The organism is Paenibacillus sp. sgz302115 (assembly GCF_056120445.1).
The window spans coordinates 344,452-364,782 of sequence record NZ_JBVYOK010000001.1 but is presented as its reverse complement, the minus strand read 5'-3'; the positions used below and the strand labels follow the sequence as shown (position 1 = coordinate 364,782).

The 20,331-nt window shown below is 50.5% G+C and carries 20 protein-coding genes; 8 read left to right on the top strand and 12 right to left on the bottom strand.

The genetic code is table 11. The annotated features are described in order from the left end of the window. The first annotated feature begins 96 nt into the window (after positions 1-96). Positions 97-726, top strand: a complete 630-nt coding sequence (locus tag AC0LWN_RS01635; protein ID WP_474662905.1) for a DUF1796 family putative cysteine peptidase — start codon at positions 97-99, stop codon at positions 724-726. 9 nt (positions 727-735) lie between these two features. Here the strand turns inward: AC0LWN_RS01635 and thrS are convergent, their stop codons facing one another. Together thrS and AC0LWN_RS01625 are read right to left on the bottom strand one after the other, a co-directional pair. Further along, a complete protein-coding gene (gene thrS / locus AC0LWN_RS01630) occupies positions 736-2,649 on the bottom strand; it encodes a threonine--tRNA ligase (RefSeq protein ID WP_474662904.1) in 1,914 nt (637 codons plus the stop codon). Positions 2,650-3,174: 525 nt separating this feature from the next. Further along, entirely contained in the window at positions 3,175-3,894 is a 720-nt protein-coding gene (locus tag AC0LWN_RS01625; RefSeq protein ID WP_474662902.1) for an HAD family hydrolase, read from the bottom strand. Between the two features lie 80 nt (positions 3,895-3,974). Here AC0LWN_RS01625 and AC0LWN_RS01620 point away from each other — a divergent pair, with 80 nt between their 5' ends. Beyond that, positions 3,975-4,460 carry a DUF6803 family protein gene (locus AC0LWN_RS01620; protein ID WP_458965356.1) on the top strand — a complete coding sequence of 162 codons (486 nt, stop codon included), beginning with the start codon at positions 3,975-3,977 and terminating at the stop codon, positions 4,458-4,460. 277 nt (positions 4,461-4,737) lie between these two features. Here AC0LWN_RS01620 and AC0LWN_RS01615 read toward each other — a convergent pair whose 3' ends face one another. The 3 genes from AC0LWN_RS01615 to msrA all read right to left on the bottom strand — a co-directional run bounded on the left by AC0LWN_RS01615 (position 4,738) and on the right by msrA (position 7,864). Beyond that, positions 4,738-6,135 (bottom strand): sensor histidine kinase, encoded by a 1,398-nt coding sequence (locus AC0LWN_RS01615; protein ID WP_474662901.1) that lies wholly within the window; start codon positions 6,133-6,135, stop codon positions 4,738-4,740. Further along, complete coding sequence (locus AC0LWN_RS01610) at positions 6,132-6,839, bottom strand: response regulator transcription factor (RefSeq protein WP_474662900.1); 708 nt, start codon at positions 6,837-6,839, stop codon at positions 6,132-6,134. Before AC0LWN_RS01610 ends, AC0LWN_RS01615 begins: the two co-directional genes overlap by 4 nt. A gap of 512 nt (positions 6,840-7,351) precedes the next feature. Beyond that, the gene (gene msrA, locus AC0LWN_RS01605) at positions 7,352-7,864 is read right to left on the bottom strand and encodes a peptide-methionine (S)-S-oxide reductase MsrA (protein ID WP_474662898.1); all 513 of its coding nucleotides are present in this window, start codon (positions 7,862-7,864) and stop codon (positions 7,352-7,354) included. Positions 7,865-8,058: 194 nt separating this feature from the next. Here msrA and AC0LWN_RS01600 point away from each other — a divergent pair, with 194 nt between their 5' ends. From AC0LWN_RS01600 to AC0LWN_RS01585, 4 genes are read left to right on the top strand one after another with little or no spacing between them, the layout of a single operon-like run. Continuing rightward, entirely contained in the window at positions 8,059-8,388 is a 330-nt protein-coding gene (locus AC0LWN_RS01600; protein WP_458965352.1) for a PadR family transcriptional regulator, read from the top strand. Between the two features lie 13 nt (positions 8,389-8,401). Beyond that, complete coding sequence (locus AC0LWN_RS01595) at positions 8,402-9,265, top strand: pentapeptide repeat-containing protein (RefSeq protein ID WP_474662896.1); 864 nt, start codon at positions 8,402-8,404, stop codon at positions 9,263-9,265. 12 nt (positions 9,266-9,277) lie between these two features. Further along, positions 9,278-10,039 (top strand): ABC transporter ATP-binding protein, encoded by a 762-nt coding sequence (locus AC0LWN_RS01590; RefSeq protein WP_474662895.1) that lies wholly within the window; start codon positions 9,278-9,280, stop codon positions 10,037-10,039. Beyond that, complete coding sequence (locus AC0LWN_RS01585; protein WP_474662894.1) at positions 10,040-10,807, top strand: ABC transporter permease; 768 nt, start codon at positions 10,040-10,042, stop codon at positions 10,805-10,807. It abuts the gene before it with no gap. A gap of 103 nt (positions 10,808-10,910) precedes the next feature. On the opposite strand, the gene AC0LWN_RS01580 is transcribed toward AC0LWN_RS01585, so the two are convergent. Genes AC0LWN_RS01580 through AC0LWN_RS01565 form a run of 4 tightly spaced genes read right to left on the bottom strand, consistent with a single transcriptional unit; the run spans position 10,911 to position 15,036 of the window. Next, positions 10,911-11,927 (bottom strand): Gfo/Idh/MocA family protein, encoded by a 1,017-nt coding sequence (locus AC0LWN_RS01580; RefSeq protein ID WP_474662893.1) that lies wholly within the window; start codon positions 11,925-11,927, stop codon positions 10,911-10,913. A gap of 16 nt (positions 11,928-11,943) precedes the next feature. Further along, a complete protein-coding gene (locus AC0LWN_RS01575; RefSeq protein ID WP_474662892.1) occupies positions 11,944-13,032 on the bottom strand; it encodes a Gfo/Idh/MocA family protein in 1,089 nt (362 codons plus the stop codon). Positions 13,033-13,064: 32 nt separating this feature from the next. Next, positions 13,065-13,829: a sugar phosphate isomerase/epimerase family protein gene (locus AC0LWN_RS01570; RefSeq protein WP_474662891.1), complete on the bottom strand. Its 765-nt coding sequence runs from the start codon at positions 13,827-13,829 to the stop codon at positions 13,065-13,067. Between the two features lie 43 nt (positions 13,830-13,872). Continuing rightward, positions 13,873-15,036, bottom strand: coding sequence for a Gfo/Idh/MocA family protein (locus tag AC0LWN_RS01565; RefSeq protein WP_474662890.1), 1,164 nt, complete (start codon positions 15,034-15,036; stop codon positions 13,873-13,875). A 158-nt stretch (positions 15,037-15,194) separates the two neighbouring features. Here AC0LWN_RS01565 and AC0LWN_RS01560 point away from each other — a divergent pair, with 158 nt between their 5' ends. Then, positions 15,195-16,022: an AraC family transcriptional regulator gene (locus AC0LWN_RS01560; protein WP_474662889.1), complete on the top strand. Its 828-nt coding sequence runs from the start codon at positions 15,195-15,197 to the stop codon at positions 16,020-16,022. Positions 16,023-16,093: 71 nt separating this feature from the next. Here the strand turns inward: AC0LWN_RS01560 and uxaC are convergent, their stop codons facing one another. Then, the gene (uxaC, locus tag AC0LWN_RS01555; RefSeq protein WP_474662888.1) at positions 16,094-17,500 is read right to left on the bottom strand and encodes a glucuronate isomerase; all 1,407 of its coding nucleotides are present in this window, start codon (positions 17,498-17,500) and stop codon (positions 16,094-16,096) included. Between the two features lie 357 nt (positions 17,501-17,857). On the opposite strand from uxaC, the gene AC0LWN_RS01550 reads away from it, so the two are divergent. Next, the gene (locus tag AC0LWN_RS01550; RefSeq protein WP_474662887.1) at positions 17,858-18,535 is read left to right on the top strand and encodes a GntR family transcriptional regulator; all 678 of its coding nucleotides are present in this window, start codon (positions 17,858-17,860) and stop codon (positions 18,533-18,535) included. Here AC0LWN_RS01550 and AC0LWN_RS01545 read toward each other — a convergent pair. Then, the gene (locus tag AC0LWN_RS01545) at positions 18,523-19,569 is read right to left on the bottom strand and encodes a HAMP domain-containing sensor histidine kinase (RefSeq protein WP_474662886.1); all 1,047 of its coding nucleotides are present in this window, start codon (positions 19,567-19,569) and stop codon (positions 18,523-18,525) included. The two genes, AC0LWN_RS01550 and AC0LWN_RS01545, sit on opposite strands and share 13 nt — an antisense overlap. 13 nt (positions 19,570-19,582) lie before the next feature. After that, positions 19,583-20,278, bottom strand: coding sequence for a response regulator transcription factor (locus AC0LWN_RS01540; protein ID WP_474662885.1), 696 nt, complete (start codon positions 20,276-20,278; stop codon positions 19,583-19,585). Positions 20,279-20,331 lie beyond the last annotated feature (53 nt).

The window sequence follows — 20,331 nt, the reverse complement described above, 5'->3', positions numbered from 1 at the left end:
TATAACTGTCTTTCTTAATCCTATAATGTGTTATCGTCCAATCGTTTTGACCCCCTTAGCCATTTAATAACAGTAAATATCTGAGGGGGGATTAGCGTGCTTCTAAATGAAATTAACGGTACTTACGACAACATATTCAGTCTGGGTCACAATTGCCTGGCGGCAGACCAGTTGTCCCGGGCAATGTTAAGAACAATGGGCGGCGTAATCGACTGGATGGAATCACCGATTCTGGCAGGCGTGAGCAATTTGCTTCGCAATCGCTTCTCTCAGTTCATGGAGTTTCCCAATCTCAGCATTACCGGAATCAACCAGAAGGCTAAATGCTACATCGTGAAGGATGCAGCCTATCATATTTTTTCTCATCATGACTTTCCATTGACTCATAATACACCAGAACAACTTAACAGCTTTCCTGAACTTAGAGCGAAGGTTAACCGCCGCGTTCCACGGTTCCTGGAAACCCTGGCGGGCTCCGGCAAGCTATTGTTCATTCGTACCGAAGGAACCATTCATGAAACTGGCGAGCTGTTGTCTGTGTTAAGCGGAATGGTACCCGGAAGTTTCAATCTGTTAGTGATTAATCATGCTCCTGTTGCTGGAATCATCGAAACTCCCTGGCCATTCGACAATGTGTGCGCTTTGCAAATTCCAGAGGTTCAGGATATGTTTCACGATAATGATCATCTGTGGAAAAGCATTCTGAATGGCCTGAAGATCAGGTAAGTCAGATGTTTATAGTCTGGCCGCAAGCTCACGGCGAATCTGCTCCAGGAGCGCTTCCACAGGCATTGAGCCCAGATCACCTTCAGCCCGCTTTCTCACCGAAACAGTGGATGAGCTGAGTTCATTTTCGCCGAGCACAAGCATATAGGGCACTTTCTCCAATTGCGCTTCGCGGATCTTATAGCCCAGCTTCTCCTCCCGAAGATCAAGCTCGGCGCGGATTCCGGCTTCCTGAAGCAACTGTTTGACCTGAAAAGCATAATCGGCGTAATTCCCGGACACAGGCAGCAGCTTCACCTGCACCGGAGACAGCCAGAGCGGAAAAGCGCCGCTGTAATGCTCAGTCACAATCCCCATGAACCGGTCAATTGAACCGTAAACAGCACGGTGGATGACCACCGGACGGTGCTTCTGGCCGTCTTCGCCGATATAAGTCAGATCGAACTTCTCCGGCATTTGAAAATCCAGCTGAATCGTCCCGCATTGCCAGCTTCTTTTCAGCGCATCCTGGATGTGAAAGTCAATCTTCGGCCCGTAAAAAGCACCGTCTCCCGCGTTCAGCCGATAAGGGATGCCGCTGTTCTCCAGCACTTTTTGCAGCGATTGCTCCGCCTTATCCCATAGCTCTTCCGACCCCATATAATCCTCGGGACGTGTGGACAGTTCGACCTTGTACTCGAAGCCAAACACCTTGTAGATGTAGTCGATCAACTCCAGCACACGGCCGATTTCAACTTCGATTTGCTCTGGAAGGACGAACAGATGGGCATCATCCTGGCAAAATGTGCGCACCCGCATCATCCCGTTAAGCGCGCCCGAAAATTCATGCCGGTGCACCTGCCCGAACTCGGCGAGACGGATCGGCAGCTCCCGGTAGGAGCGCAGGCTGTTCTTGAAGATCAGCATATGCCCCGGACAATTCATCGGCTTGAGCGCATATTTCGTTTCATCCACCTGAGTAAAATACATGTTGTCCTTGTAGTGGTCCCAGTGCCCTGACTGCTCCCACATCCGGTTGTTCATCATCAGCGGTGTGCGGACTTCCTCATAACCGTGAACCTGCAGCAGTCCGCGTGAGAAATTCTCCAGCTCTGTACGCAGAACCATGCCCTTCGGCAAATAAAACGGCATTCCCGGCGCTTCCTCAGAGAACATGAACAATTCTAGCTCCTTGCCCAGCTTGCGGTGGTCGCGTTTCCTTGCTTCTTCCAGCATGTGCAGATGCTCTTCGAGCTGATCTTTCTTCAGAAAGGCCGTTCCGTAAATGCGCTGCAGCATTTGGTTATTGGAATCACCGCGCCAGTAAGCACCGGCAACACTCAGCAGCTTGAATGCCTTGATCCCTCCAGTCGATGCCAAATGCGGCCCCCGACACAGATCTGTGAACTCGCCTTGCTCATACAGGCTGATTACTTCTTCCTCCGGCAGGTCATGGATCAGTTCCAGCTTCAGGGGTTCCTCCCGTGCTTCAAAAAGCGCAAGCGCTTCGCTGCGGCTGACCACCCGCCGGACAATCGGCAGATTGGCCCCCACAATCTTGTTCATCTCCTGCTCGATAGCGGCAAGCTCCTCTGCAGACAATGGTTTCTCAATATCAATATCATAATAAAAGCCGTCTTCGATTACCGGACCGATGCCCAGCTTGACCTTGCGGTCTCCGTATATGCGTTTGATGGCCTGAGCCATTACATGTGCAGTGCTGTGTCTAAGGATGGACAGTCCCTCCGGACTACCCTCCAATACGATTTCAACGAGGCTGTCCTGCTCAATCGGCTGATAAAAGTCAACGAGCCTGCCGTCGATTTTACCGGCTACAGCTTGCTTCTTCAGACTTATGCTGATTGATTCCGCAACTTCGGCAATTGTGGTGCCGCGTGCATACCTCCTGATTGTTCCATCCGGCAGTGCTGCTTTGATCTCCATGATTGTGGCCTCCAATTCTTAGGGTTTGTTTGGATTAGTGAACGCAAAAAAACGCATCTCTTCCCGGAAAGGGACGAGTGCGTTCTGCTCGTGGTTCCACCCTAATTTGATCTGCGATCATCTGGCCTCCCGGCTGTTCAGGCGGAAGACGATACACAGAATCCTCATTGGTATCCGTTATCGGGGATAAGTCGGTGGCATTTACAGCCGCCCTAACAGCAGGGAGGGTTCAGTGCCACGGCTGCAAAGGGGTAACATCCTGCCGGTCTCTGTAAGAAGCTCTCACCTTTCACTTCTGTCTCTGGCCAGTCCGCGTAGGATATCATGTCTTTGGTCATCGCCTTGAATATGGTGTTGCTGGTTACATAATACTGAACTCCTTGAACAAAAGTCAACCGCCAAGCAGAAACGGCTTCGCCGTCCTTAAAAGAAGCCTATGCTTCCGAAGCAGCGATACTCTGTATCGCTTTCAGGTATCCGTTTCAGCGAGAAATAGAAGGATGATTTAGGTGATGTTAATATTTTTTACGTTAAGCGAGAAATAATCTTACCTATATCCTCCACATTGTTCGCGATATAATCTGCACCGGCACTTCGCAGTTCTTCCTCCGAGCCATACCCGACCATAACCCCGATAGACGGCAGGCCACAGGCTTTGGCGCCGATAATATCATGTTCGCGGTCCCCGATCATCAGCGCTTCATCTAGAGGAATATGATTCTCGTCCAGCACGTGCTGAATAACCTCCTTCTTCTTGGAGCGGGTCCCATCCAGATTACTCCCGCCTACATACTTGAAGAATCCGTCCAAGCCATAATGCCGGAGAATCTCTTCGGCAAAAACCGTCGGCTTCGAAGTTGCCACGTACAGGTTCAAGCCTCTGTCCTGCAGCTCCTCCAGCAATTGCGGGATGCCGGGGATCACCGCATTTTCGTACATCCCCAAGGTGCTGTAGCGCTCACGGTAAAATTCAACCGCCCTCTGTGCATTTTCAGCGGTAAAGCCTTGAATTTCTACAAATGAATCATATAATGGCGGACCGATGTAAGTCTGAAGCTGGTCCAGATGCTCCACGGCAATATCGAACTTGCCCAGCGCGTACTCTACGCTTTTGGTAATTCCTTCTTTAGGATCCGTTAAGGTGCCATCCAAATCAAATAAAATATTCTGCAATCTTCCCATATCCTTCGCCTTGCTCCCTCCAAAATCAATTGTGTCTGCCTCTTCTGCAGTTTTTTCAATCATACCTGTGAAACTACATACTTTCCACATACTTTTTTCATAACATCACTCTGTACGTTAATTAATCTATTGGAGGAACTAACATGAACATGACGCACTACATGTCACTGCTTGCGGATAATCAGCCGTGGAACCTGATTCTTTTTATGGCGATTCCCGTTATTTTCGCAGAGACCATTACGGTCACCGAGTTTGTTATTCTGTTCACCAAAAATCTGAACGGGCCGCTTAGAGCCTTTAACCGTGTATGCAGTATACTGGCGGGGTTGTATTTTACCGGAGTGTTTCTCTATCTGTTCCCGACAGCCTTTGTCCCGCTCACAGCAAATGGCGAATGGCATACCTGGGTCGATGTGGTGGCAGTCAGCTTTTATTTGAGCGGAGTGATCTTCCTGCTGCCGCTGGCGCTGCTGGACCTCGGCCTCATCGCCCGCAAACGCAGTGAAGAAAGCAAGCTGAAGCTGCATTTCATCCTGATCAGCGGGTTCCTGGTCGTAGCGCATGTCGCGATGATCTTCGGCATGATCAATCCGGAGATTGTTGGTGGGATGGGTGGAATGATGCATTGATGTTGGGGATGGGGAAATAAGAAAAAGTTGAAAAGTGGCGCGGCGTAACTGCGGGAATGTTTGGACTTCCGGCCGCTGTTATGTTTGGATTTCTTGATTGTATACCGCGATAGCGGTAGAAATCCAAACATAAAGGCGGACGCTGACGCTCCTCCAGTTCCAAAATCCCCTCCGTTACTTCCACTTTTTCAAAGTTTTTTATTTCCCCCTCCTAGGTAGGGGGAGAAGAGAGCAAGAAGAGCAAAAAGAACGCTTTTTATCGGCGCTCTTTTCTTATTTAATCATTTCCCTTCGTGGCAGGGAACCTGACCTCACATCGGGTTCCGAACCCAACCTTGCTGGTGATGCGGATGGTTCCGCCAAGCAGCTCAACAAGCTTGTTTACAATCGAAAGGCCCAGGCCGGTGCCTCCATACTGGCGCGAACGCGACTTCTCTACCCGGTAAAAGCGGTCAAAAATATACGGGAGCTCATCCTCAGGAATTCCGATTCCGGTATCCTCAACAATATAAACAGCCGCATCGCCGGTATAGTTCAATTCCACACGGATCTCGCCGGTTTCTGTATAGCGGACCGCATTTTCCAGCAGATTCATAACAATTTGCTCCATACGTTTGCTGTCCCCGCGAATTTCAGCAGCTTGTCCGCTGTAACTTACTGTAAGCTTAAGCGCTTTTTCCTTGGCGGTTAACTCCACTTTGCGTACGGCCTGGTCCACGATTTGCCCCAGCTCAACCCACTCCAGATTCAGCGGAATTCTCCCCTCCTCCATCTTCGCCAGCTCAAACAGATCGTCCACCAAATGCTGAATGCGGTGCGCTTCCTGGTCAATGATGTCGAGATACAGATTTTTTTCCTCTTCAGTCTGGTACATTTCCCCTTTCACTACCTTGGCGTAGCCTTGCAGATAAGTAATTGGCGTCCGCAGCTCATGAGAAATGTTAGCCAGGAACTCCTGTCTTGTGTCCCTGTAGCGCTGCAGATCGACTGCCAAATCATTGATCGCTCCGGCCAGGAACCCGATTTCATCGTTGCCGCTGATCGTCAGCCTGGTCTCCAGATCCCCCGCCGCAATCTTGCGCGTCGCCTTCTGCATCTGCACCAGCGGACGCGAAAGCACTCTGGCCAGAATCCAGGTGATGCCAAGAGCCAGCACAAAAGCTCCTACCCCCGAGAGTAAAAGAATATCCCGCACCGAAGCCAGCGACTGCTCCATGCTTGCTGTGGATGACATTACATATAGTGCAGAGCTGATCGTGCCTCCGCTTGATATGGGTTGTCCAGTGATAAAATAGCGGTGTCCGGCGGGGTCTTTGTACATTACGCTTACGCTTGAACCGGAGAATATCCGCTGCAAATCCGCAGCTTGAATAAATGAACGGTCAGCGGAATCGTGAGTGCCGGAGTGCATAGTTACACTGCCATCCTGAGAAATGTTAAAAATACTCACATTAGAAAATTCAGCAAAGGTCCGCATCATCTGTTCCTTCGTGGTATCTTTGGACTCTGCCATTACGGTGAAGTGGGACGCCAGCTCCTCGGTCTCCGTCTTCATCTCTTTATAGTAAAAGCTGCTGAACATCCGGTCTATGGCCGCGCCAAGAAACAGCAATACAATCAGAAAAACCGACATGATCACAAGCCCGAGCTTGAAGCCGATGATGTTGTTTTTCATTCTGTTGTACCGGGAATCTGAAATTTGTAGCCTAAACCCCACACGGTTTGTACGGGATTGTATTCCAGCCCCGCCTTTTGCAGCTTTTCGCGGATATTTTTGATGTGAGTATCAATGACACGTGTTTCTCCGCCGTAATCATTTCCCCACAGGCGTTCAACCAAATCCTCTCTGGTGAATACTCGTTGGGCGCTTCGGGCGAGCATGGTCAATAAATCGAACTCCTTGAGGGTAAAATCCACCTTATGCCCTTCTATCTGCACCTCGCGGGCTTCGGGATAGATTTTGAGCCCCGGATACTCCAGCAGTTCCGCCGGTGTGTGCATATTCCGGCTCATGGCGGAGCGGCGCAGCAGCGAATGAACCCGCGCAAGCAGCTCTTCCGGTTCAAAGGGTTTGGTTAGATAGTCATCAGCGCCGATGCCCAGCCCATGCACCTTATCCTTCGTTTCAGTTCTCGCTGTAAGCATGAGAATCGGAACCTGCCCCTTCTCCCTGACCGCACGGCACACCTGCCAGCCATCCATATCCGGCATCATCACATCCAGCAAAATCATATCAAACGGGTTCTTCTCCACCAAACTGAGCGCTTCATGCCCGGTAGCCGCTTCCTGTGTGGCAAAACCCTCCTTCTGCAAATAAATGCGCAGCAAATTGCGCATGTTCCATTCGTCGTCTACAATCAGAATCTGTGCTTTTGGCAAGTGGTTCACCCTTTGTGTAAAATGAAGTAGAATGCTTGCATTTGGCGGGGCGTGACTCCGGGAATGTTTGGACTTCCGGCCGCTGTTATGTTTGGATTTCTTGATTGTATACCGCGATAGCGGTAGAAATCCAAACATAGCCTATGCTTCCGAAGCCAGCTTTCCTACGGAAAGCTCTCAGGCGGACGCTATCGCTCCTCCAGTTCCAAAATTCCCTCCATCACTTTACCAAATAGCTGCATATCAATTTCATTTTAACTTTTTTTATAGAATAGAAAAACAGGAACAAGCCGGCAACGGAAACCGCCGGCGGCTTGGCCTGCATTAATGCCCATTGCTCCGCTCTCGCGAATCCAATAGAAGTGTACAGGATAAATATGTAGAAAGAATGTGGCACAAAATATGCTCTTCCTTCTCCCTCTTTCAGTCAATCACCACATATGGATTGCTGCAAAAAAAGCCTTATCTCTCCAAATAACTAGAGATAAGGCTTTTCTAATTGGAAATTCTTCCTACCAGTGCTTCGCAATGAAGGTGTCGCGTCCGGATTGCTCGCGGTCCTCTTTATAGTGCTTCGGATTCTTTTTGTGATAGTCCTGATGATATTCTTCAGCCCGGTAAAAGACCGGTGCAGGCAGAATTTCTGTAACCACAGGTCCCTCAAATCTGCCGCTGGCTGCAACCTGCTCCCGGGAAGCCAAGGCGGCCAGGCGCTGCTCTTCACTATAGTAAAATACCGCTGTCCGGTACTGTGTTCCCCTATCCTGAAACTGTCCTCCGTCATCGGTCGGATCAATCTGCGGCCAGAACAGCTCCAGCAGCTTCTCATACGGGAATAGCGACGGATCATATGTGATCTGCACAACCTCATAGTGTCCTGTTGTTCCGGTCTTGACCTGCTCGTAGGTTGGATTCTCTACCAATCCTCCTGCATAACCAGAGACAATCCCGTGAATTCCGGGCAGCTCCTCAAAAGGCGTAACCATACACCAGAAGCAGCCCCCCGCAAACATTGCCTGTTCCATAATCTGTATCCCTCTCTCTGTCTATCATTGGAATCAGTATACAGAAGCCTATAAAACTGAGCAACATCAAACAAAAAATCAAAGTCGGAACTTTTAGAAGATGACGGTATTCGCTGAGACAAAGTATTATAATAAAAACACTACCTTGACAGTCACAGTAGTATATCGTATCATGCGGATATGGAGGTGATTGTATGAGCGAGAACAAAATCACATCCGACCTGCTGCGCGGTCATACTGATACGATGATTTTACGGCTCTTGTCCGAAGCTGACCGCTACGGCTATGAGATTGTCAAGCTGATTGCCGAGCGCTCGGGTGGTGAGTATGAATTAAAGGAAGCCACAATGTACTCCAGCGTCCGCAGGCTTGAGGCGGATGGTGATATTGAGTGGTATTGGGGCGATGAGTCTCAGGGCGGACGGCGTAAATATTTTAGGATTACCGAAAAAGGCAAGGACGCTTACGCCCGCAACAAAAGCAACTGGGAGTACGCAAAACGTGTGCTTGAAAACTTATTATAGGAGGCCCGATGTTATGAATGAGAAATTGACAAACTATTTGAACGGCGTTTTCGCACCATACGACGGGGTAAAAAGCGTCGCCGAATTAAAGAATGACCTGCTTTCCGATTTGCAGGAGCGGTTCCGTGAACTCAAAGCCGAGGGCAAGGACGATGAAACCGCTTTTGAAATGACCATTGACAGTATCGGCGACATTGAGCAAACGGTACAAGAGGTGGCTAACCTCTCCCGCTCGCTGGAACGGCAGGTACTGACAAACTTTAGCGGAAGCAACCTGGCGAAAAGCGACTTTGCGGGCGTTATCGCGCATAAGGGAAAATTTGAAGGGAGCGCGTTGCTTGGCGCCGACTTTACGGGCGCTGACCTGACGGGCAGCACATTTGCAAGCAGCGATATGCGTGAGGCCATTTTTGATAATGCAAATCTAACTGATTGCAACCTGTCCACCCTTGATCTTTCGCATGCGAGCTTCCATAAGTCCATCCTTGTACGTACCAACATCAGCAAATCGGGGCTAGACGGAGCTAAATTCACAGGTGTAAAACTGACCGACGTCAAGCTGACCATGGCCGACATAAGAAAAACAATCTTTGAAAACTGTGTCTTTGACGGCGTGGAGTTCAAATACTCCGATCTGGGTGGAGTCAATTTTGACGGGCAAACCTTCATCGGCGTAAGGTTTGACAAGTCGGCGCTGAATGAAGCTACCTTTAAGGGCGCAACACTTAGAAATGTGTCTTTCCCTGTGTCGTACCTCTCCAAGAAGTATTACCGTGCCATCAAAACCGTCTGCTTTGACGGCGCGATGATGGATAAGTTGACCTATGCTGCCCTTAAAGGCATGGAAGCCGATTTGTCAAAGGTTACGGTTATTTAAGGAGGGGAACATATGCAAAACAAGTCGATTCAAGTGATCGGGCTGCAAAAGTCCTACAAGCAGCAGCAAGTTCTAAAGGGCGTTGATTTCGAGGTGGAAAAAGGCAGTATTTTCGCCCTGCTCGGCGGAAACGGCGCGGGCAAGACAACGATTGTCAAAATCCTAACCACGCTGCTGAAACCGGATGGAGGAACCGCCACCGTAAACGGATTCGATGTTGTATCACAGCCTGACGGCGTGCAGCAGTCGATCAGCCTGACCGGGCAATTCGCCGCCGTGGACGAGATATTGACCGGACGGGAAAATCTGATCATGATCGCCAAGCTGCGGCACCTCAAAAACCCGCATCAAATCGCGGATGATTTACTGGACCGCTTCGGCCTGACCGACGCCGCCGGCCGCAGGGTTTCCACCTATTCGGGGGGTATGCGCCGCAGGCTCGATATCGCCATGAGCCTTGCGGGAAAACCGCAGATCATTTTCCTCGACGAGCCGACCACCGGGCTTGACCCTGAAGCACGCATTGAGGTTTGGAAGACGGTCAAAGAGCTTGCTAATAATGGCACGACGGTATTCCTGACCTCGCAATATTTGGAGGAAGCCGAACAGCTTGCAGATCGAATTGCCATTTTGCATGAGGGCAGAATTATCGCAGGCGGCACGCTTGAAGACCTGAAAAAGCTGTTCCCGCCCGCAAAGGTGGAGTATGTTGAAAAACAGCCGAGCCTGGAGGAAATCTTCCTCGCAATCATCGGCAAGAAGGAGGAAAAATAAATGGAAGCGGCAAAGAGATACTTTTTCAGCGACATGGGCGTTATGCTTGGACGTTCCATGCGCCATATTACCCGCAGCATGGACACCATCATCACGGTCACCATCATGCCGATTGCGTTTATGCTGCTGTTCGTTTATGTGTTCGGCGGCGCGATTCGTACGAGCACGGATAACTATGTGAATTACCTGCTGCCCGGCATCCTGCTGATTGCGATTGCAAGCGGGATCTCCTATACGTCCTACCGCCTGTTTATGGATATGCAGCGGGGAATCTTCGAACGGTTTCGTTCCATGCCAATCGCACGTTCGGCCGCGTTGTGGGGACATGTGCTGACCTCGCTGGTATCCAATGCGATTTCGGTTGCCGTCATCATTCTAGTAGCGCTCGTTATAGGCTTTCGTTCATCGGCGGGACTTCTGCCATGGCTTGCAGTAGCCGGCATCCTCATGCTGTTCACACTGGCATTAACTTGGGTCGCGGCGATTGCCGGACTGTCCGCCAAATCAGTTGATGGCGCAAGCGCCTTTTCCTACCCGATTATCTTCCTCCCCTTTATCAGCTCAGCGTTTGTGCCAACCGAGTCAATGCCATCAGCCGTTCGCGCCTTTGCCGACAACCAGCCGGTGACCGCGATAGTGGAAGCCATTCGTGCGCTGCTGTCAGATCAGCCGGTGGGCAATGATATATGGGTTGCTCTTGCGTGGTGTGTTGGGATTTTGCTCGTAGCGTATTTTTTTGCAATGAGAGTGTATAAAAAGCGGGTGTAAAATAGTTAAAGAAGGTTGTTCAGAGGAAAACGCCAAGCCCCTAGACATAATCATAGGCCTGGCGTATATTATTGCAATATGAGTCTCCGATGGTGGTTGAAAGTCAATTTGCGGACTTGGAACTGGCGTTTGCGCTGCACTGGTATATCCCGGCAATCACCTGCAGTGCTTTTATTCCCTCGGTGCCGTCAATCCAGAAATGCCGGCCTTTGCGGATGTGGGTATAGAAGTCATGAATCAACCGCTGGTGACCTGTGCCCCAGTAGGACTTGCCTTCAACCTTGGCGGAGGAAGGTTCACATAACAGCGTTTCATGTCCGTCCTTCCAAAGATACAGGCAGTCCCTGCGCTGATGCAGCGTGCCCTGCTCGAAAACAAGCTCCAGTTCGACTGGAGAATTCACCAGATACGCATTGGTCCCGTAGAATAGGCCGCGCACCTTATTTGTGAATTGAATGCAGGCATGCGCCGTGTCCTCGACCTCGATTACACCATCCAGCACATCGGTGGTCACACTCCCTTTTACGGAAGCTATTTCGCCGCCGAACCACTGCAGCAAATCTAGTGTATGGATCGTCTGGTTGATCAGCACACCGCCGCCTTCCGTAGCCCATTTTCCTCTCCAGGGGCTGTCCCTATAGTAAGCTTCGTTTCGTTGCCAGGTCACAATCCCCTTCATACAGCGCAGCCCGCCAAGTATGCCCGAATCAATCATCTGCCTAATCCGCACAGAGGAGTCATTATAGCGGTTCTGAAAAACTACGCCCAGCTGTCCTTTGCTGACCATCGCGGCTTCTGCCATTCGCATGGCGGATGGAACGTCAACAGCCATCGGCTTCTCCGTCAGCACCTGTTTACCAGCCCGCAGGAAATCAATCGCCATCTGCGCGTGTTGATAATGCGGTGTACAGATATGGACAATGTCAATGTCCGCCCTGTCGAGAAGTTCTGTATAGTTATAGACGGCTTCCCCGCCGTATTCCTTGGCAAATTGCTCCGCATGCTCCGGTTGGCTGTCGGCAACGGCTACAAGTTTTGCTCCTTCCATTGATGCAACCGCTTTAGCATGCAAAGGAGCAATCGAACCACAGCCGATGATGGCTGCTCCGAGTGTACTCATCCAGTTCACCTTCCGATTATTTTAACGTATCCGGGGTAAGATTGAGCGCTTGGGCCTGTGCCTCCAGGCACAGCTCTGCCGCCTTGAAGACATGTGCCTGAGACATGGCCAGCTCTGTGCGCTGCAGACAGTCCAGAATAAGCTCTCCGAAAAATGGATAGCCGACCTTTCCGGCCACGTGCTCATAATGCTCACCCTCGCCATCTACCCAAAACACATGATCCGTTGTGCTTGAACGGGCAATATCAGTGTATTTGCGCAGCTCTATATTTCCATCTGTACCCAAAATTGTTGTGCGGCCGTCCCCCCACGTGCCAAGACCCTCTGGAGTGAACCAATCCACGCGAAAATATTGGGTTGCCCCATTATCTCCCGCCAGCGTCGCATCCCCAAAATCCTCCAGCTCCGGGTAGGCGGCGTGATTGTAATTGGCAACCTTGCTGTGCAGCACCTTGGCGTCCCGGCAGCCGCTGTAAAAGAGAAACTGTTCGATCTGATGGCTGCCGATATCACAGAGAATCCCGCCATACTTCTCCCGCTGGAAGAACCAATCGGGACGGCTTGGAGCATTCAGGCGATGCGGTCCCATCCCGATCACCTGAAGCACACGGCCAATCGCCCCCTGGCGGATCAATTGTCCGGCGTAGACCGCACTCTCCACATGCAGACGTTCGCTGTAATACACCATATATTTTTGCTTCGTACGCTCAGCCTGGAGCCGGGCCGCATGCAGCTGATCCATCGCAGTAAAGGGGCCTTTATCCGTAAAATAATCCTTGCCGTGAGCCATCACTTTAATGCCAAGCGCGCCTCTCTCCGAAGGAACGGCAGCAGCAGCCACCAGGCGGACAGCCGGGTCCTCCAGAATCTCTTCCGCACTGCGGGCAGCCCGGACACCCGGAAATGCGGCTGTGAAGGCTTTTACCTTAGCTTCGTCAGGGTCAAAGACCCATTTCAATTGTGCTCCCGCTTCCACCAGTCCATTGCACATTCCATAGATATGCCCGTGGTCCAGCGCCATTGCGGCAAATACGAATTCTCCCGGCCCCACTACCGGTTTAGCCTCATGCTTGGGGGCGTAATTCATTCCATCTTTACGGCTCACCTGACGATCCCTCCCGAATCTGATTAAAAAGCTTATAGCTGCGTATGCAGATACTTCAGGCTGATTGCCAGACTCTCAAAAGGATCCCGCCGGCATTCATCCTGCTCTACAACAAACCACTCCACACCTGTCTCGCGGCAGGCTGCAATAATAGCTTCGTAGTTCATGTTCCCTTCACCAATTTCAGCGAACACCGGCTGTCTGGCGATATTGGCCATATCCTTGAAATGCACCACCTGCATTCTGCCCTTCACCTTATGTATCCAATCCACCGGACTGCCGCCTCCGGCTTGGACCCAATATAAATCCAGCTCGAAGCCGAAGCTGTCAGGATCGGTCTCCTGCAGCAGCAGCTCAAGTCCGGTTATCCCGTCCAGCCGCTCAAATTCAAAATCATGATTGTGATACACAAACTGCAGACCATGCTTCTCCTTCAGAACATGAGCAATTTCGGATGCTTTGCGGGCAAAGCTGCGGTAGCCTTCCTGACTGGTTCGGTATTCTTCGGGTAAGCCGCCCAGGCCGATATATTTGCAGTTCCACAGCTTGTGCTCTGCGGCCAGCGCATCAAGATCATTCACCAGCCGGTCCCAAGAGACATGAGTTGCACAAATCACAAGACCGGCTTCATCGGCATATTGCTTAACCAGCTGAGGATCAATTGGGCCAATTGCCGATATTTGCACCGCTTTATAGCCGATGTCCCGCAGCTTCAGGAAGCTTGCTCTCAGGTCTTCCGCCGTCTGGGTGAATTCCCGCAGGGTATACATTTGTGCAGCAATGGTTGAAGATTTCATAGATTGTTTCACTCCTTGAGAGTTTTATCGGACAAGCCTTATCTTAATGTGTTCCGGTTACGTCCAGCGTTTTCTGCCCGGCAACCGCTTTCTTAAAAGTGGACTGCCGCACCTTCTCCATAAGCTTCTCGTGAAACAGCTCACTATTGATCGGCAAATCCACCCAGTTGTCTGTCCAGGCGGACAGATACATGGCATTGGAGAGGGTCAGGCCGAGGATGCCTTCTTCCCCAGGAGCGAGCAAAGGCTCGTTATGCAGAATAGCGTTCGTAAAATTACGAAGGATGCCTACATGCTGCTCCCCTCCGCCCTCTGCTACGGGGATCTCGCATTTCCAGCACTCCGGTGCCCCGAAGCCGCCGGTAAACTCTGCGTTAAAAACCGGCTCCGGTGTGCGCAGCCGCCAGAAGGTCAGCTTTCCGTCTTCAATGACGATTTTTCCGTTGTCGCCGTTAATTTCAAAGCGGTTCGTACCCGGCGCTTCACCAGTCGTCGTGACGAACAGGCCGGTTGCCCCATTCGGATATTCGACATACGCGGTTACATCATCCTCTACCTCGATCTTGCGGTATTTTCCGAAATGGCAAAAAGCCCGGATGCGCTTCGGCATCATTCCCGTTGTCCACTGCCAGAGATCGAGCTGATGCGGGTCCTGGTTCAGCAGTACTCCGCCACCCTCTCCTGCCCAGGTCGCCCGCCAGCCCCCCGAGTCGTAATAATTCTGCGATCTGTACCAGTTCGTAATAATCCAGTTCGTGCGCCGGATTTCTCCTAGCTCTCCCGATTGGATCAGCTCCCGCAGCTTCTGGTAGAGCGGATTCGTCCGCTGGTTGTACATAATGCCGAATTTTCGGTCCGTCTTAGCAGCGACGTCATTCATCTCCTGCACAGCCTGCGTGTACACACCTGCGGGTTTTTCGATCAGAACATGAAGCCCATGCCGTAGTGCCTCAATCGCCAGCGGCGGATGATCATAATGCGGGGTGGAGATCAATACAGCGTCAACGCTTTGCGATTCGAACAGCTCTGCCGCTGTGCTGTAACGCCTGATCTGTTCCGGCAGATGCTCGGAAGCCCACTCCAGCCGCTCAGGGCTGATATCGCAGACTGCGGATAGTTCCGCCCCTTTTACATCACCCAGCAGACTTAAGGCATGGGCCCGGCCCATATTGCCGACCCCAATAATGCCGTAACGCACTTTTGCCATCTTCTAAATCCCTCCCAATACGAGCTTATGTTATGAGGATAACCTGATTTTCAAATTGTGAACATGACCGTAATTAAGGTGTTTTTGTATATAAATAAGATGTTTTAGTTAAATGAAAGCGGTATACTGGAAATAGACTTCCACAAAGGAGCTGCACTATGGATCATTTAGGCAATTTGACCGGACGCCTGCTGCAGAATTTGAACGTGACCGTCACGCATGCCCAGCTTAGCACCCGCTATCCCGGCTGGAACCGCACGAACGAGACGCCATCCTTTAACCGGTTATATTTTATTGACAGCGGCGAAGGCAAGGTGATTATTAACGGGGTTGTCCATTATCCGAAGCCGGGGCAGTTGATGATTATGCCTGCCGGCTCCACACAAACTACCGAAACCTCCCCATCCAATCCCTACGCGCGTTATTTCTGCCATTTCGACGCCCAAATCGGCGAATGGCCGCTGTTCCACTCTGCCAATAAGCTCTATATCAGCGATGCCGCCGACCCGGATGCCGTGAGGGACATCTTCAACGAGATGATCGCACTGTTTCAGGACGAGGGTTTTCTCGCCACATTGCGGATTCAAGCCTCCTTGCTGAATTTGCTGGCCATGTGTCTGGAAGCAGGAGGATACTCCGATTTCGTCGGTGAGCTGGTGCATACCAGTGATCAAGGCAAGCTGTCAAATGTGCTGCAGTACATTGACCAGCGGCTGAAGCAGCCTATGGAGGTAGAGGAGCTGGCTGAGCTGGTGCATCTGCATCCGAACTATTTTATTCCCTACTTCAAGAAATTTATGGGGGTTCCCCCAATGCAGTACGTACAGCTCAAGCGTATGGAATTAGCCAAGAAAAAGCTGTCCTCCACCGACCTCAGCATCTCCGATATCGCCGAGCAGGTAGGCATGGAGCTGGCCCATTTCTCGAAATATTTCAAAAAAACAACCGGAGTTTCCCCTTCGGCTTACCGCAGCAGCACCAGGTAGAAACAAAAAACGGATACCCTTTCCACGTTAGGAAGGTATCCGTTTCTGCGTGTATTAGTGTTGCACCGAACTTATTTGATGCCAAAATAAGCATGCGCATTGTTATAGCAAATGTTCTCTATCGTCTGCCCTACATAGGCGTAGTCGCGCGGGAGGTCTCCCTCTTCAATCCAGGTTCCGAACAAATTGCAGAGAATGCGGCGGAAATACTCATGTCGCGTAAACGAAAGAAAGCTTCTGGAGTCTGTAAGCATTCCGACAAAAGGACTGATCAAGCCAAAGCTTGAGAGCGCTTTTAACTGCTGCAGCATGCCCTCCTTCTGATCATGGAACCACCAGCCTGAGCCCATTTGCACCTTGCCTTTTACTCCTGTTCCCTGGAAATTCCCAATCGTTGTAGCGATCATTTCATATTGTGACGGGTTCAGAGTGTACACGATGGTCTGCGGCAATTGGCCGCTCTGATCCAGCTCGTTCAGCAGGCTGTTCAGCTCCCGTGCCATGTTGAAATCCAGAATGGAATCGTAGCCGCTGTCCTTGCCCTTCTGGGCAAACATCCGTGAGTTATTGTTGCGGAGCGCACCGATATGAAGCTGCATGCTCCAGCCGCGTTCGTGATACAGGCGGCTAAGCTGCAGCAGGGTGAAGCTTTGGAACCTTTGCTCTTCAGCGTCGCTGAGTGCCTCCCTCTTGAGTGCGCGGGCAAATATGTAAGCAGCTTCATGCTCAGTGGAATGAGCGAATGGAAGCTCGCCGAAGCCCTGATCCGATAAACGGCAGCCGTGCTTATGGAAATAATCCATTCTAGCTGCCACAGCCTCCATGAACTGTGCATAGCTGCTGATCTCGATCCCGCTAACCTCGCTCAGTTGTCTGACATATCCAACAAATTGTTCGTTACGGATATCAAGCACACGGTCCGGGCGGAAGGTTGGAGCAACTACTGTGTTCACTTCAGAATCTGCCTTAATACGGCTGTGATGCTCCAGCGAGTCAATCGGATCATCCGTGGTGCATACCACCTCAACATTGAAGCGCTTGAGAATTCCCTGTGTGGTTAGTCCATCCCCCTGCAGTTGCTCATTGCAGCGTTCCCAGACACTCTCCGCATTCTCTGCAGACAGCAATTCATCAATGCCGAAATAACGGAGCAATTCCAGATGCGTCCAGTGATAGAGCGGGTTGCCCAGCATTTCAGGTACCGAACGTGCCCATACCATAAATTTATCCTTATCCGGGGCATCTCCGGTAATCAGGCGTTCTTCGATTCCAAGCCAGCGCAAGGCCCGCCATTTATAATGGTCGCCGGACAGCGCGAGATCGGTCATATTGCGGAAGCTTTTATTGCTGCTGATTTCCCCGGGGTTCAGATGGCTGTGAAAATCATAAATCGGCATAGCCTTCGCGTAGTCGTGATACAGAGTTTGCGCACTTTTGTTCAGCAACAGCCAATTGTCATGTATAAAAGGTGTAGTCACAGGGGTCTCCTCCAACTTTTCTCAAATTAACTATATAAATTGAACTTTAGATTTTCATTTTGGGGTCTGGTCGTAACTGCGGGGAATGTTTGGACTTCCGGCCGCTGTTGTCTGCAGATTTCTTGATTATATACCGCTCTCGCGGTGGAAATCCGCAGACAGCCTATGCTTACGATGCCAGCTTTCCTACGGAAAGCTCTCAGGCGGTCGCTACCGCTCCTCCAGTTCCAAACTTCCCCTCCGTCACTTCTGCCCTTTTTATGTTTTCGTTAGTTCAACTTACATAGCACTACCATACTACCATACAAGTATGGTAGTATGGTAGTGCTTCTTCATTTCCTACAGGAGGGTTCTGTTTTGGACATTACAATAAACACAAAATCGGGTTCCTCCCGCGATGCGGTATATCATTCTCTGAAGAACCGGATACTTCAGCTAGAGCTGCCTCCGGGAACGGCAATTTCGGAGAAAGAGATATCCCTTCAATTCAATGTCAGCCGGACACCGGTCAGAGAAAGCTTCGTGCGCCTGGCGCAGGAAGGACTGCTGGAGATTTATCCCCAGCGTGGAACAATCGTCTCACTGATTGATTCCGGGCTTGTGGAAGAAGCCGGATTTATGCGTGAGCATCTGGAGCGGGCGGTGGTCCGTGAAGCCTGTGTCTCCTTCCCGGAGGACAAGCTGAAGGAACTGAAGACGAACTTAGCCATGCAGAGGGTATGCCTTGAAGAGCAGGATTACAAATCCATGTTCCGGCTGGATGAGGATTTTCACCGGAATATCTTTGAAGGCTGCGGCAAGATCAATACGCTGGAGGTTGTTCAGCAGATCAAGGTTCATTTGAACCGGAGCCGGATGCTCAGACTCGCGATTGATCATGACTGGGAGCATCTGTATCAGCAGCATCTTCATTTATATGAGGCCATTAAGGAACGGGATGCCGGACTGGCCGACAAGATCATGCAGGAGCATCTGGCGCTGACCATCGCCGACCAGGGCATGCTGATGGAGAAATATCCGCATTACTTCAAATAGGTAAGGGGGAGCTCAATCAGAAAGGTAAAATGTCCATCAAAGTACACACATTTCAACGCGCCTCCGTGAAGCTCGGCAATACTTCTGGCAATGGACAATCCGAGCCCGGCACCGGCAGGGATATTATGTACGTCCCCTCCTGAGTTGCCCGCTTTGTAAAAACGTTCGAAGAGCTGTTTTTCCTGCTCTTTGGTGATCGGTTTTCCTTCATTTTCAACGGAAATGAGGGCTGCGTCCTTTTGAAGACTCAATGACACTTGAATACTTCCGGGCTTTAGAGAGAATTTCAGCGCATTGATCAGCAGGTTATCTATCGCCCGCTTGATCATATCGGGATCAATCTCGGCAATTAACGAATCTGTTGTGAAGTGCGCTTGCAGCGTCACCTGATTTTCTTTGGCTATGGGTTCCATTTCAACCAGCAGCTGCTTCAGCATTCCGCCCAAATCCACAGGAAAGGTATTCAGCTTCAGCTCTTGTGTAGTCAATCTTGTATATTCAAATAAACCATCTATCAACAGCTTTAATTGGACCGCTTTGTTGTAGGTATTGCCGACAAAGCGGTCATGCTCTTCCTGATCCAGATAAGCTTTGCCTTTCAGCAAATCCAGGTAGCCGATGATGCTTGTGAGAGGCGTCCTCAGATCATGCGAGACCCCTGTTATTAATTCAAGCTTGCCCTGCTCCAGCCGCCGTTCGCGGTTGATCTGCTCCTCCAGCTTCTCAGCCATACTGTTAATGTTGCTTGCAATAGCCCCGAGCTCATCCTTTCGTACCTCATCAATCCGGTAATGCAGGTTGCCCTGCGCAATGGTCGCTAGTCCAGCGGTCAGCTTGAACACATAACGGATGATATTACGTGTCAGCAGGAAAAAGACGAAAAAGGACGGAATAACAAACGATAGGATTACAACAATCAAATCCAGGTAGTATATGGTGGTTCGCGGGATCACAGCGGATACAGCAATTCCAACCACAATACTGATATATAAGAACAGGATCAGCCGGAAACGCATGTTATGTGTTCCAGACATGCGTCTGTACCCTTTATTTTTCAATTTTATATCCTACTCCCCATATAGTTTTGATGTACCGGGGTTCTCTGGGTGAGATTTCAATCTTCTCGCGGATATTGCGGATATGAACCATTACTGTATTCTCCGAGTAAAAGGCGGTGTTCTCCTTCCACACGCTCTGGTAGATCATATCCACACTGAACACCTGCCCGCAGTGTGAGGCGAGCAGTTCCAGAATGGAAAACTCAATTGGCGTTAAGGATACCGATGTACCGCCCACCTCGACGGAATGCCGGTTTTTGTTGATCACCAGCTCGCCAATGCGGATTTCCGCTTTGCTGTTCTCCTGAGGAGCAAGCAGCTTTTGCCTCCTGATTTGAGCCTTCACTCTTGCCATCAGCTCCAGCGGATTAAACGGCTTCGTGACGTAATCATCTGCTCCTACAGACAGACCCGTAATTTTATCCAGCGTTTCTTCCTTGGCAGACAGCATAATAATCGGAATATCAAACTGCTCCCGAATGCGGAGACACGCGGCAATCCCATCCAGGCTGGGCATCATAATGTCGAGAAGGATCAGATGAATTTCATTCTGCTCAAGAATCTTCAGAGCCTGCAATCCATCCTCTGCTTCCATGACAGTGTATCCTTCATTCCGTAAATATACATGCAGCACATCCCTGATCTCACTGTCGTCATCGACAACCAGGATATTAATTTTCTTCACTCCGCAGGACTCCTTTTTGAATTACGCCCATCATGCTTCCAATATAAGGGTAC